13 protein-coding genes are annotated in these 11,587 nt (G+C 68.7%); 11 read left to right on the top strand and 2 right to left on the bottom strand.

All coding sequences use genetic code 11. From position 1 onward, the window contains the following. Window positions 1–210: 210 nt before the first annotated feature. From ACP7A5_RS16470 to ACP7A5_RS16425, 10 genes are all read left to right on the top strand, one after another. Window positions 211–1,113, top strand: coding sequence for a class I SAM-dependent methyltransferase (locus tag ACP7A5_RS16470; RefSeq protein WP_426042921.1), 903 nt, complete (start codon window positions 211–213; stop codon window positions 1,111–1,113). After that, window positions 1,110–1,841 (top strand): 16S rRNA pseudouridine(516) synthase, encoded by a 732-nt coding sequence (locus ACP7A5_RS16465; RefSeq protein WP_426042920.1) that lies wholly within the window; start codon window positions 1,110–1,112, stop codon window positions 1,839–1,841. The genes ACP7A5_RS16470 and ACP7A5_RS16465 overlap by 4 nt, the downstream gene beginning before the upstream one ends. Window positions 1,842–1,878: 37 nt before the next feature. Further along, the gene (locus tag ACP7A5_RS16460; protein WP_426042919.1) at window positions 1,879–2,130 is read left to right on the top strand and encodes a type II toxin-antitoxin system Phd/YefM family antitoxin; all 252 of its coding nucleotides are present in this window, start codon (window positions 1,879–1,881) and stop codon (window positions 2,128–2,130) included. Continuing rightward, complete coding sequence (locus ACP7A5_RS16455; protein WP_426042918.1) at window positions 2,130–2,543, top strand: type II toxin-antitoxin system VapC family toxin; 414 nt, start codon at window positions 2,130–2,132, stop codon at window positions 2,541–2,543. Before ACP7A5_RS16460 ends, ACP7A5_RS16455 begins: the two co-directional genes overlap by 1 nt. Continuing rightward, window positions 2,540–3,172 (top strand): phosphoribosylanthranilate isomerase, encoded by a 633-nt coding sequence (locus ACP7A5_RS16450; protein ID WP_426042917.1) that lies wholly within the window; start codon window positions 2,540–2,542, stop codon window positions 3,170–3,172. The genes ACP7A5_RS16455 and ACP7A5_RS16450 overlap by 4 nt, the downstream gene beginning before the upstream one ends. Before the next feature lie 80 nt (window positions 3,173–3,252). Continuing rightward, window positions 3,253–4,437, top strand: a complete 1,185-nt coding sequence (trpB, locus tag ACP7A5_RS16445) for a tryptophan synthase subunit beta (RefSeq protein ID WP_426042923.1) — start codon at window positions 3,253–3,255, stop codon at window positions 4,435–4,437. A 2-nt stretch (window positions 4,438–4,439) separates the two neighbouring features. Beyond that, window positions 4,440–4,877 (top strand): hypothetical protein, encoded by a 438-nt coding sequence (locus ACP7A5_RS16440; protein WP_426042916.1) that lies wholly within the window; start codon window positions 4,440–4,442, stop codon window positions 4,875–4,877. Then, the gene (gene trpA / locus ACP7A5_RS16435; protein WP_426042915.1) at window positions 4,874–5,704 is read left to right on the top strand and encodes a tryptophan synthase subunit alpha; all 831 of its coding nucleotides are present in this window, start codon (window positions 4,874–4,876) and stop codon (window positions 5,702–5,704) included. Before ACP7A5_RS16440 ends, trpA begins: the two co-directional genes overlap by 4 nt. A gap of 140 nt (window positions 5,705–5,844) precedes the next feature. Then, the gene (accD, locus tag ACP7A5_RS16430) at window positions 5,845–6,771 is read left to right on the top strand and encodes an acetyl-CoA carboxylase, carboxyltransferase subunit beta (RefSeq protein ID WP_426042914.1); all 927 of its coding nucleotides are present in this window, start codon (window positions 5,845–5,847) and stop codon (window positions 6,769–6,771) included. A 9-nt stretch (window positions 6,772–6,780) separates the two neighbouring features. After that, a complete protein-coding gene (locus ACP7A5_RS16425; RefSeq protein WP_426042913.1) occupies window positions 6,781–8,058 on the top strand; it encodes a bifunctional folylpolyglutamate synthase/dihydrofolate synthase in 1,278 nt (425 codons plus the stop codon). A 168-nt stretch (window positions 8,059–8,226) separates the two neighbouring features. Here the strand turns inward: ACP7A5_RS16425 and ACP7A5_RS16420 are convergent, their stop codons facing one another. Continuing rightward, window positions 8,227–9,885, bottom strand: coding sequence for a thiamine pyrophosphate-dependent enzyme (locus ACP7A5_RS16420; RefSeq protein ID WP_426042912.1), 1,659 nt, complete (start codon window positions 9,883–9,885; stop codon window positions 8,227–8,229). A 115-nt stretch (window positions 9,886–10,000) separates the two neighbouring features. Here ACP7A5_RS16420 and ACP7A5_RS16415 point away from each other — a divergent pair, with 115 nt between their 5' ends. Further along, entirely contained in the window at window positions 10,001–10,138 is a 138-nt protein-coding gene (locus ACP7A5_RS16415; RefSeq protein WP_426037010.1) for an entericidin A/B family lipoprotein, read from the top strand. Window positions 10,139–10,205: 67 nt separating this feature from the next. On the opposite strand, the gene ACP7A5_RS16410 is transcribed toward ACP7A5_RS16415, so the two are convergent. Continuing rightward, window positions 10,206–11,561, bottom strand: a complete 1,356-nt coding sequence (locus tag ACP7A5_RS16410) for a glutamate--cysteine ligase (protein WP_426042911.1) — start codon at window positions 11,559–11,561, stop codon at window positions 10,206–10,208. Between the last annotated feature and the right edge of the window lie 26 nt (window positions 11,562–11,587).

The raw sequence follows: 11,587 nt of genomic DNA, 5'->3' as shown, positions 1-11,587 counted from the left end.
TCGCCCTCATCAACAAGCTCATGACCCTGCTTAACGCCATCGTCCGCGACCGCTCCGAATGGAGAACCGCAACCCGATGACGAACACAGTTGCTCACCCGATCGCGCAAGGACGACGGCTGCGCCGCCGTGCGCGATCTCCCTCTCCCGCAAGGGGGCAGGGATCACCGGAGAGGAGACTTCACGCAGCCCACGGTCTATTCACCCGCCGATGACCCCATCGATCCTCTACGGCCGCCCCCCGCTGGTGTTCGATCCGCCGGGCGCGGCGACCCAGACCTCTCCCCTGATCCCCGGATCGACCGCGCTGGAAAGCCTGGCCGACGGCTCCGTCGAAACGGCCATGGTCTATGCGCCGCCGGGCGTGCTGGAGCGACGCTATGCGCTGGCGCAGGCGCTGCGGGCGCTGGAGGTCGGCGGGCGGCTGGACGTCATGGCGGCCAAGGACAAGGGCGGCTCGCGGTTGAAGAAGGAACTCGAGGCGTTCGGGCTGGAGGTCGGGGAGACGGCCAAAGCGCACCATCGGCGCTGCGTGGTGATCAAGACGGGAAACGAGACCGGGCTGGATGCGGCGATCGCGGCGGGCGCGATGCAGGCGGTCGAGGGGCTGGAGGCCTGGTCGCAGCCAGGCATATTCGCCTGGGACCGGATCGACGCGGGCTCGGCACAGCTGGCCGCGCATATGCCGGCGCTGAAGGGCGCCGGAGCCGATCTGGGCTGCGGCTATGGAGCGCTGGCGACGGTGGTCCTGCGGTCGGAGGCGGTGACGTCGCTGCGGTTGATCGATCTGGATCGGCGGGCCGTCGAGGCGGCGCAGAAGAATGTCGGGGACGCGCGGGCGTCGTTCGAATGGGCCGATGTGCGGACGCTGGAGGCGGCGGGCGATCTGGACTTCATCGTCTCCAATCCGCCTTTCCATGACGGTGGGGCCGAGGACTGGCGGCTGGGCCAGGCCTTCATCAAGAAGGCCGCCGAGATGCTGAAGAAGGGTGGGGAGCTTTGGCTCGTCGGCAATCGGCACCTGCCTTATGAGGCCGATTTGAACGCGGCGTTCAAGCGGGTGACGCCGGCGGGCGACGGCGGCGGGTACAAGCTGTTCGAAGCCACGAAATGAAGACACCCACCGCCCGCGTCGACAAGCTGCTGGGATCCATGGGCTACGGCTCGCGGAGCGAGATCGCGCGGCTGGGCAAGGTCGGGGGGATCGTGCTGGACGGGGTTGATCTGACGGATGTGTCGAAGCGGATCGCGGTGACCGCGGACCTGCCGGGGCGGATGCAGATCGACGGACGGCCGCTGGACCCACCCGCCGGGCTGGTGCTGATTCTGAACAAGCCCCTCGGCATGACCTGTTCGCACAAGGAGGACGGCGACCTCGTTTACGACATCCTGCCCGAGCGCTGGCGTCGGCGCGATCCGGCCATCTCGACCATTGGCCGGCTGGACAAACAGACCTCGGGGCTGCTGCTCATGACCGACGACGGCGACCTGCTGCACCGGGTGATCTCGCCGAAACGCCATGTGGCCAAGGTTTATCGCGCGACACTGGCGCGGCCGCTGACGGGGACGGAGGCGGCGCTGTTCGAGGCCGGCGGGCTGGTGCTCGAGGGCGAGGACAAGCCGCTGGCGCCCGCGCATCTGGAGGTCATTTCGCCGACCGAAGCGCGGCTGTCGGTCACCGAGGGGCGCTATCACATGGTGCGCCGCATGTTCGCGGCCGCGGGCAATCACGTTGAGGCGCTGCACCGGGAACGGATGGGTCAGCTGGCCTTGCCGGAGGATCTGGAGCCGGGCGAATGGCGGCTGGCGACCCAAGCCGAGATCGACAGTCTGTTCGCCTGACCTTGACAATGGCCATCTAGATGGCCATCTTGAGCGCATGAGCGAATACTCGATCGCCACCGCCAAAGACCAGCTGCCGCGTCTGATCGATCGGATGCTGGATGGTGAGCCCGTGGTCATCACGCGCCGAGGTCGGCCGGTAGCGCGGGTAGTGCCGATTGAGCCGACCCAGAAGCCGCAACCGAAGATCGATCTGGAATGGCTGCGTCGCGTTCGGGCAGCGGCATCGACCGGTGTCGAGCCGACCGTAGATGTGGTCAGGGCCATGCGGGACGACTATCGCTACTGATGGTTCTTCTGGACACCAGCGTCATCGTCGCCGCCTTCACGCCGGACATCCATTCCGAGATCGCAGAACTCTGGCTGGACGCACCCGAGCCCTTTCTGGTGAGCGACTGGGCGGCGGCCGAATTCAGCGCTGCGATCCGTAACAAGGTGCGACGGGGTATCGTCAGGGAAGAGAGACTCGGCGATGTAGAGGCTGCGTTCGATGCCTGGACTGAAGGATTGGGCGGTCGCCAGCGGGTGCTTTCCCAAGACGTACCACTGGCGAGAGCGATGATTGCGCGACGACCTCTTTTGCGAGCGCCTGACGCCATGCACATCGTGATCGCCGCGCGACTGTCTGCGAGGCTCGCGACCTTCGACGAAAGTCAGGCGGCCGCCGCCGCTTTGGAAGCTGTGCCGGGATTCGTTCCATGACCGGTGTGAAGATCTGCGGCCTGACGACGCCCGAGACGATCGATATCGCCCTGGATCACGGGGCGGCGTTCGTGGGGGCGGTGATGTTCGCCCGCAGTCCGCGCAACATCGCGCCAGAGGATGCGCGGCCGCTGTTCGAGCGGGCGCGCGGACGGGCCGGGATCGTGGCGGTGACGGTGGATGCGGACGATGATCTGCTGAGCCGGATCGGGGCGCATCTGAGGCCCGACTTCGTGCAGTTGCACGGGCGCGAGACGGTGGCGCGGGCGCACGCCGTGCGGACCCTGACCGGGGCGGGGATCATCAGGGTGCTGTCGGTGTCGACGGCTGAAGACCTCGATGCGGCGAAAGACTGGGAGGCTCACGTCGAGCATCTGATGTTCGACGCGAAGCCGCCGGAGGGGTCGGTTCTGCCCGGCGGGGTCGGGGCCACGTTCGACTGGGCCATGCTGGGCGGGCGGACGTTCAGGAAGCCGTGGTTCCTGGCGGGCGGGCTGACGCCGGGGAACGCGGCCGAGGCTGCGGCGATCAGCAGCGCCCCCCTGCTGGACGTGTCCTCTGGCGTCGAAAGCGCGCCGGGTGTTAAGGACGCGGCCCGGATCGCGGCCTTCCTGAAGGCCGTCGTCTGAACCCTCCGCCCGGCCGTATTTCGGGCGCACGCCTGCGTGAAAGCTGACCCGTGAACGCCATCATCCCCAACGAATACGCCATGCCCGACGCGGAGGGCCGTTTCGGCCCCTATGGCGGACGGTTCGTGGCCGAGACCCTGATGCCGCTCGTGCTGGAGCTGAACCAGGCCTATGAGGCCTGCAAGGCCGACCCTACCTACCAGGCCGAGCTGGACGACTTCCTGACCCACTATGTGGGCCGGCCCAGCCCGCTGTATTTCGCCGAGCGCCTGACCGCGCATCACGGCGGGGCGGACATCTGGTTCAAGCGCGACGAGCTGAATCACACGGGTGCGCACAAGATCAACAACTGCATGGGCCAGATCCTGCTGGCCATGCGGATGGGCAAGAAGCGGATCATCGCCGAGACCGGCGCAGGCCAGCACGGTGTGGCGACGGCGACCGTCTGCGCCCGCTTCGGCCTGCAATGCGTGGTGTATATGGGCGCGGCGGACGTCCAGCGGCAGTCGCCCAACGTCTTCCGCATGAAGCTGCTGGGGGCCGAGGTCATCCCCGTCACCTCGGGTCGCGGCACGCTGAAGGACGCCATGAACGAGGCGATGCGCGACTGGGTCACCAATGTCGCGGACACCTATTATCTGATCGGTACGGCGGCGGGGCCGCATCCCTATCCGGCCATGGTGCGCGACTTCCAGAGCGTGATCGGCAAGGAGACCCGGGCCCAGATGCTGGCCCGGCGCGGAAAGCTGCCCGATGCCTGTGTGGCGGCGATCGGCGGCGGATCGAACGCCATCGGCCTGTTCCACCCCTTCATCGAGGATGCGGGCGTGCGGCTGATCGGCATCGAGGCGGCCGGACGGGGTCTGGACGGACCCGACCACGCCGCGTCGCTGCAGGGGGGTCGGCCGGGGGTGCTGCACGGCAACCGGACCTATCTGCTGCAGGACGACGACGGCCAGATCCTGGAAGGCCATTCCATCTCGGCGGGCCTCGACTATCCGGGCATCGGGCCGGAGCACGCCTGGCTGAAGGATATCGGCCGGGCCGAGTACCGGGCGGCCACGGACGTCGAGGCTCTGGAAGCCTTCCAGCTGTGCTCGAAGCTGGAGGGTATCATTCCGGCGCTGGAGCCGGCCCACGCCCTGGCCCGGATCGGCGAGATCGCAAACGAGGTCGGCAAGGGCGGCGACGTGGTGCTGAACATGTGCGGGCGGGGCGACAAGGACATCTTCGCCGTGGCGAAGCATCTGGGCGTGGAGTTGTGACGATGAAGACGATGATGATCGCGGCCGTTCTGGCCCCCGTTCTGGGGCTGGCGCCGGCCGCGGCCATGGCCCAGGCGACGGGTATCGGCCAGCCGATCGAGGCTCCGGTCCTGCCGGGCGCAGTCCTCGATGCGGCCTGCGGCAACCTCTATGACATGGCGGGCAAGGCTTTCTGCGTCACCGCACCCCTGGCCTCGATCGGAGCGCTGGCCGATGCCTATGTCGCCCATTTCGAAAGCCAGGGCTGGCTCGCCGCCGGCGGTGACGACAACCGCGTGGTGTTCATCAAACGCAAGGACGCCGGCGGCTGCGACGGCATGCAGCTGCAGGCCTTCTACGATCCCAACCGTCCGGCCGGACCGGAAGTGCCGGGCTACATCGCCATGGCCACTGTTCCCGGCGACGTCTGCGCCGCCGCCGCCGCCGCGCCCGCCCAATGACGACCGCCCGCATCGACGCGCGCTTCGCCGCGTTGAAGGCCGAGGGCCGGGCCGGGTTCGTGGCCTATGTCATGGCCGGCGATCCCACCCGCGATGAGGCGCTGGAGATCCTGCGCGGCCTGCCCGCCGCCGGGGCCGACATTATTGAACTGGGCTTCCCGTTCAGCGATCCGATGGCCGAGGGGCCGCCGATCCAGCGCGCTGCGCTGCGCGGCCTGAAGGCCGGGCTGACGCTGAAGGGGACGCTGGCCCTGGCCGCCGCCTTCCGTCAGGGCGATGCCGACACCCCCCTGATCCTGATGGGCTATCTCAACCCGATCGAGAGCTATGGCTACGAGGCCTTCGCGCGCGATGCGGCGGCCTCAGGGGTGGACGGCTGCATCGTCGTCGATTGCCCGCCGGAAGAGGCCGATCCGTTGACCGACGCGCTCGATGCGGCGTCCCTGTCGCTGATCCGTCTGGCCACGCCGACCTCGGACGATGCCCGGCTGGAGCTCATCGCGCGACGGACCTCGGGCTTCGTCTACTACGTCTCGGTCGCGGGTGTGACCGGGGTGAAGGAGGCGCAATCCGCCTCGGTCGCCCCGGCCGTCGAACGCGTGCGCAAGGCCTCGGGCCTGCCGGTCGCGGTCGGGTTCGGGGTCAAGACGCCGGAACGGGCGGCCGAGATCGCGCGCGTCGCCGACGCCGTGGTCGCAGGCTCCGTCCTGGTCGACGAGGTCGCGGCGGCGCTGGACGCGAACGAACCCGTGGCGCCCCGCGTTCTGTCCCGGGTGAAGGCCCTCGCCGACGCCGTGCGCGGTGCGCGCGTGGCGGAAACCGTCTAGAGACACTATCCTCCGCGCGCCCCGGCGAAAGCCGGGGTCCAGATCGAAGGCGCGGTGTCTGGTATCAAAGCCCGGCTGTTGCCGGGGATGCTGAAGTTTACAACTGGACCCGGGCCTTCGCCGGGGTGCACGGTGAAGGGATGGCGGGCATGGCCCGCCCACGAGGCAAGATGGCTGACAAAACTCCCCCGAAGCCTCAGGAAAAGCGCGGCGGCTGGCTCAGCCGGTTCGCCCCTGGCGTTCGCAAGATCGTCAGCCGGCGCGAGACGCCGGACAATCTGTGGGTCAAGGATCCTGACAGCGGCGAGATGCTGTACCGCTCCGACCTGGAGGCCGCCCTGTGGGTGACGCCGTCCGGCCGGCACATGCGCATCAACGCGACCCAGCGGCTGGTCTACACCTTCGACGACGGCGAGTATGAGGCGATCTCTTCGCCCGACGTGGTCGAGGATCCGCTGAAGTTCTCGGACGGCAAACCCTATCGCGAGCGGCTGATCGCGGCGCGCAAGGCCACCGGAACCAAGGACGCCATGTCCATCGGCTTCGGCGAGATCGCCGGCACGCCGGCCGTGGCGGTGGTCCAGGACTTCGCCTTCATGGGCGGTTCGCTGGGCATGGCGGCCGGTGAAGGCTTCATCGCCGCCGCCCGGGCCGCGATCGAGCGCGGCGTGCCCCTGGTCTGTTTCACCGCCGCCGGCGGCGCGCGGATGCAGGAGGGCGCGCTGAGCCTGATGCAGATGGCCCGCACCACCCTGGCCGTTCAGGAACTGAAGGAGGCCCAGCTGCCCTACGTCGTGGTCCTGACCGACCCGACGACCGGCGGGGTCACGGCCAGCTACGCGATGCTGGGCGACATCCACCTGGCCGAGCCGGGCGCCCTGATCGGCTTCGCGGGCCCGCGCGTGATCGAGACCACCATCCGCGAGAAGCTGCCGCCCGGGTTCCAGCGGTCCGAATATCTGCAGGAAAAGGGCATGGTCGACCGCGTCGTCGCCCGCGCCGACCTGCCGGAGACGCTCGGCAAGCTGCTGTCGATGCTGATGGGCGGACGGCGTCAGGCGGCCTAAACTTCCGCCATGGATCCTGTCTCCGAACGCCTGCGCGCCCGCCACCCCCAGAAGATCGACCTGTCGCTGGACCGGATGCGGACCCTGTGCGCCGTACTGGGCAATCCGCAGGATCGGCTGCCGCCGGTGATCCATGTGGCGGGGACCAACGGCAAGGGATCGACCATCGCCTTCATCCGCGCCATGGCCGAGGCGGCCGGGCTGAAGGTCCACGTCTACACCTCGCCGCATCTGGTCCGGTTCAACGAGCGCATCCGGCTGGCGGGGGAGCTGATCTCGGACGAGGCGCTGTCGGCGATCCTGGACCGGATCGAGGCTGTGCAGGGCGTCGAGGCCACGGTGTTCGAGAGCACAACCGCCGCTGCCTTCGTCGCCATGGCGGAGACGCCCGCCGACCTGTGCATCGTCGAAGTGGGCCTGGGCGGGAGGCTTGACGCGACCAATGTCATCGAGCGGCCGCTGCTGAGCGTCATCGCGCCGGTCGATCTGGACCACGCCGAGTTCCTCGGCACGCGGATCGAGGGCGTGGCGGGCGAGAAGGCAGGAATTCTGAAGGCCGGGGCGCGCGGGATCGTGGCGCGGCAGTCTGAGGCGGCGATGGCGGTGATCGAGGCGCGGGCGATGGCCGCCCATGCGCCGCTGACGGTCATGGGAGTAGACTTCGACGCCTGGGACGAGCGCGGCGGCATGGTGTTCCAGGACCAGGAACAGTTCTTTGACCTGCCGGCGCCGGGCCTGAAGGGGCCGCACCAGATCGCCAATGCGGGACTGGCCGTGGCCGTGGCGCTGGAGCTCGACCTGCCGGCGGAGGCCATCGCTGCGGGTGTGGCGGAGGCGCGGTGGCCAGCGCGGATGCAGCGGCTGGCGGCGGGGCCCTATGGCGATATGGCGCGGGCGTCGGAGGCCGAGCTGTGGCTGGACGGAGGGCATAATCCGCATGCGGGGCGAGCTCTGGCCGAGGCCATCGGGGAGAGACAGAGGAAGGCGCCGCGTCCGCTGGCCCTGATCGTCGGCATGCTGGCCAACAAGGACCACGGCGGGTTCTTCGAGGCCCTGAAGGACACGGGCGCGCACGTCTTCACCGTCGGCTTCGAAGGCGCAGCGGCGGATCCGGCGGCGCTGGCGGCCGTGGCGCGCGGGCATGGTCTGGGCGCGCAGAGTTCGTCGTCGGTGGAAGCCGCGCTGAGCCGCGCGCTAAGGCTCGGCGCCGGGCGGGTGGTGATCTGCGGCTCGCTGTATCTCGCCGGCGAGGTGCTGGGGGCCAGCCCGGAGACGTGGCCCGTGTGAGAGGTTCTTCTCCCCTTGCGAGAGAAGGTGGCCGAGCGAAGCGAGGTCGGATGAGGGGTCACGCTGACATCTGAAGTCGGCGCTCTATCCATCAACTCCAACCGCCGGCCCGACCCCTCATCCGTCAGCCTTCGGCTGCCACCTTCTCCCGCAAGGGGAGAAGGGAAGTTATTTCGCGCGCAACCCCGTGATGGTCCGGTTGGGCGCGATGTCCTCGGCCGAGGTGATCAGGTGGACCAGGGCGGGGCGGTCCCTGGCGGCGTCGCGGGCGGCCTGGAGCGCGGCGGGGAAGGCCTCGGTGCTCTCGCAGCGGATCCCGAACGCGCCGAAGGCCTCGGCGTATCTGACGAAGTCGGGGTTCTTCAGGTTGGTGGCCATGACCCGTCCGGGATAGTGGCCCTCCTGGTGCATGCGGATCGTGCCGAAGGTCCCGTTGTCGACGACGATGACGACGACGTTGATGCCGAACTGGACGGCGGTCGCCATCTCCTGGCCGGTCATCAGGAACTCGCCGTCGCCGGCGACGCAGATGACTTCGCGGTCGGGATGCAGGGACTTGGCGGCGATGGCGGCCGGGTAGCCGTAGCCCATGGCGCCCGAGGTCGGGCCCAGTTGGGTGCGACAGGCGCGGTGGCGATAGAAGCGGTGCAGCCAGGCGGCGAAGTTGCCTGCGCCGTTGGTGACTACGGCGCTCGGCGGCAGAACCTCGCCGAGGTGGGCCATGCACTCCGACATATTGACCGCGCCGGTGACCGGCACGGGGGTCGAGAAGGCCTGGTAGTGGTCGTGGGCGGCCCTGGCCTGATCATGCCAGGTGCGGCCGGACTCGAGCGTGGCGAGGGCATGGGCGGCCAGGGCGTTGTCTGCAGCGGCGCTGAGCAGGGGCGTCCAGACGCGGCCGAGTTCCTCCGGGCCGGGATGGATATGGACCAGCCGGTCGGCTGTGTGGTCGCGGGTGAACAGGGTGTAGCCCTGGGTCGGGTTTTCGCCGAGCCGGGCGCCGAGGGCGATCAGCAGGTCGGCGTCGCGGGCGCGCTGCATCAGCTCGGGATTGCAGCCGAGGCCGAGGTCTCCGGCGTAGTTCGACCGGTCATTCGACAGGATGTCCTTCCTGCGGAACGACAGGGCGACGGGCAGACCGAGACGCTCGGACCAGTCGCCGATGGCGACGGCGGCCTCGTCGGTCCAGCCTGAGCCGCCGAGGACCAGCAGGGGCCGTTCGGCCTTCGACAGCCGGTCGCCGAGGTCGGCGAGGAAGGCGGGGTCGAGGCCGCCCCTGGCCGGCGTCACGGCGCGGACGGGCGCAGGACCGCCGGGTTCGTGCAGGATGTCCTCGGGCAGGGCGATGACGACCGGACCCATCCGGCCCTGAAGCGCCGTGGCGAAGGCGCGTTCGACGATCTCGACGGTGCGCTCCGGGCTCTCCAGTTCGGTCGCCCATTTGGCGAGGCCGCCGAAGACCTCGCGGTAATCGACCTCCTGGAAGGCGCCGCGGCCGCGGTCGGTGAGGGCGATCTGGCCGACGAACAGGATCATCGGGGTCGAGTCCTGATGCGCCGTGTGCACGCCGATAGAGGCGTGGGTCGCGCCGGGACCGCGCGTGACCATGCAGACGCCGGGGCGGCCGGTCAGCTTGCCGTAGGCCTCGGCCATGTTGGCGGCGCCGGCCTCGTGCCGGCAGGTGATGACCTCGATCTCCGGGTGATCGACCAGGGCGTCGAGCACGGCCAGATAGCTTTCGCCCGGCACGCAGAACACGCGGGTGACGCCATTGACGGCGAGGGTCTCGACGAGGCGGCGGGCGGCGGTTCCGGGGGCTTGCGTCATCCTTGCGGACTAGCAGATCAACCCATGGCTTGGCGACCTCGAGCGCTTCACCATGGGCATGCAACCTAGGGCCAAGCTCGGCGTTATCGGAGCTTCACCATTGGGGAACTCCACCATGAAGAAGATCATCACCCTGTCGCTGGTCGCCGCCGCCCTGGCCGTGTCGGCCTGCAACACCATCTCGGGCGTCGGCCGCGACGTATCGGCCGCCGGTTCGGCCGTCAGCACCGGCGCCGAGACCGCCAAGAACTAAAGGCCTTCGCTGCGGCGAAGACTAGAAGAGCCCGTCGCGCTGCGGCGGGCTTTTCGCTGTCGGAAGATCAGTAGGCGAAGTCGCGGTAGATGCGGTCGACGTCGCCCTTCCATTCGCCGTGATACAGGTCGAGCATCCGTTCGGCGGGGGTGACGCCGGTGTCGGCGATGTCTTCCAGTTCCGACAGATAGCCGCGCTCATCGACCATCCCGCCGGAGAATCTGGCGCGGTTCTTCAGACCCTGGCGGGCAATGGCGACCATGTCGACGGCGATGTCGCGAACCGAGCGCCCGGCGACCTCGGCCCGCAGTCCCAGCCGGGTCACGTCGCGACGCAGTCGCTCATGGTCCTCGATGTCCCAGTCCTTGCACAGGTCCCAGGCGGCGGCGAGCGACGGGGCGTCGTAGAAGATGCCGGTCCACAGGGCAGGCAGGGCGCAGATCCGGCTCCACGGGCCGCCGTCCGAGCCGCGCATCTCCAGATACTGTTTCAGGCGGACTTCCGGGAACAGGGTGGTCAGGTGGTCGGCCCAGTCCTTCAGCGTCGGCCGTTCGCCGGGCAGGGCGGGCAATTTTCCATCCATGAAATCGCGGAACGACTGGCCCGAGGCGTCGACATAGGTCTCGCCGCGCTTGGCGAAATACATCGGCACATCGAGGGCGTAGTTGGCATAGGTCTCGAAGCCGAAACCGTCCTTGAAGACGAAATCCAGCATGCCGGTGCGGTCGGGATCGGTGTCGGTCCAGACGTTGGCGCGGGCCGAAAGGAAGCCGTTCGGTCGCCCCTCGGTGAACGGACTGCAGGCGAACAGGGCGGTGCCGATAGGCTGGAGCGCCAGGGAGGTGCGGAATTTCGCCACCATGTCGGCCTCTGACCCGAAGTCGAGGTTGGCCTGGATGGTGCAGGTGCGCAGCATCATGTCGAGGCCGAGATCGCCCTTCTTCGGCATATAGGCGCGCATGATGTCGTAGCGGCCCTTGGGCATGACCGGCACGTCTTCGCGGGTCCATTTCGGGTCGAAACCGGCGCCGAGGAAGCCGAGGTTCAGCTCGTCGGCGACCATCTTGACCTCCATCAGGTGCTGGCCGGTCTCGGAGCAGATGTCGTGGATGGTCTGGAGCGGGGCGCCCGACAGTTCGAACTGGCCGCCGGGCTCCAGGCTGATCGAGGCGGCATAGCCTTCGGCGTTCCTGCGTTCCAGGGCGATGACATGGCCGGCCTCCTCGACCGGGGACCAGCCGAACCGCTGCAGGCCCGTCAGCATGGCCAGGATGCCGTTCGGGCCGTCATAGGCCGGGCGGCGCAGCGTCGACTTGTCGAAGCCGAACTTCTCGTGCTCGGCGCCGACGCGCCATTCGGATTCGGGCTTGGCGCCCCTGGCCATGACGCCGACCAGGTCGTCGAAGGTGAGCGGATTGGTCATGCAGTCCCCGGATCGGGCAACAGCCC

This window comes from Brevundimonas sp. TWP2-3-4b1 (assembly GCF_049897665.1).
GTDB lineage: Bacteria > Pseudomonadota > Alphaproteobacteria > Caulobacterales > Caulobacteraceae > Brevundimonas > Brevundimonas subvibrioides_B.
Note: the sequence above shows the minus strand (reverse complement) of the source record. Positions and strands in the feature narration are given on the sequence as shown.

What these genes read in the sequence shown, in the direction of transcription:
- ACP7A5_RS16470 (WP_426042921.1), top strand. Translation starts at nt 211, where the DNA reads ATGACCCCATCGATCCTCTACGGCCGCCCCCCGCTGGTGTTCGATCCG.
- ACP7A5_RS16465 (WP_426042920.1), top strand. Translation starts at nt 1,110, where the DNA reads ATGAAGACACCCACCGCCCGCGTCGACAAGCTGCTGGGATCCATGGGC.
- ACP7A5_RS16460 (WP_426042919.1), top strand. Translation starts at nt 1,879, where the DNA reads ATGAGCGAATACTCGATCGCCACCGCCAAAGACCAGCTGCCGCGTCTG.
- ACP7A5_RS16455 (WP_426042918.1), top strand. Translation starts at nt 2,130, where the DNA reads ATGGTTCTTCTGGACACCAGCGTCATCGTCGCCGCCTTCACGCCGGAC.
- ACP7A5_RS16450 (WP_426042917.1), top strand. Translation starts at nt 2,540, where the DNA reads ATGACCGGTGTGAAGATCTGCGGCCTGACGACGCCCGAGACGATCGAT.
- trpB (WP_426042923.1), top strand. Translation starts at nt 3,253, where the DNA reads ATGCCCGACGCGGAGGGCCGTTTCGGCCCCTATGGCGGACGGTTCGTG.
- ACP7A5_RS16440 (WP_426042916.1), top strand. Translation starts at nt 4,440, where the DNA reads ATGAAGACGATGATGATCGCGGCCGTTCTGGCCCCCGTTCTGGGGCTG.
- trpA (WP_426042915.1), top strand. Translation starts at nt 4,874, where the DNA reads ATGACGACCGCCCGCATCGACGCGCGCTTCGCCGCGTTGAAGGCCGAG.
- accD (WP_426042914.1), top strand. Translation starts at nt 5,845, where the DNA reads ATGGCGGGCATGGCCCGCCCACGAGGCAAGATGGCTGACAAAACTCCC.
- ACP7A5_RS16425 (WP_426042913.1), top strand. Translation starts at nt 6,781, where the DNA reads ATGGATCCTGTCTCCGAACGCCTGCGCGCCCGCCACCCCCAGAAGATC.
- ACP7A5_RS16420 (WP_426042912.1), bottom strand. Translation starts at nt 9,885, where the DNA reads ATGACGCAAGCCCCCGGAACCGCCGCCCGCCGCCTCGTCGAGACCCTC.
- ACP7A5_RS16415 (WP_426037010.1), top strand. Translation starts at nt 10,001, where the DNA reads ATGAAGAAGATCATCACCCTGTCGCTGGTCGCCGCCGCCCTGGCCGTG.
- ACP7A5_RS16410 (WP_426042911.1), bottom strand. Translation starts at nt 11,561, where the DNA reads ATGACCAATCCGCTCACCTTCGACGACCTGGTCGGCGTCATGGCCAGG.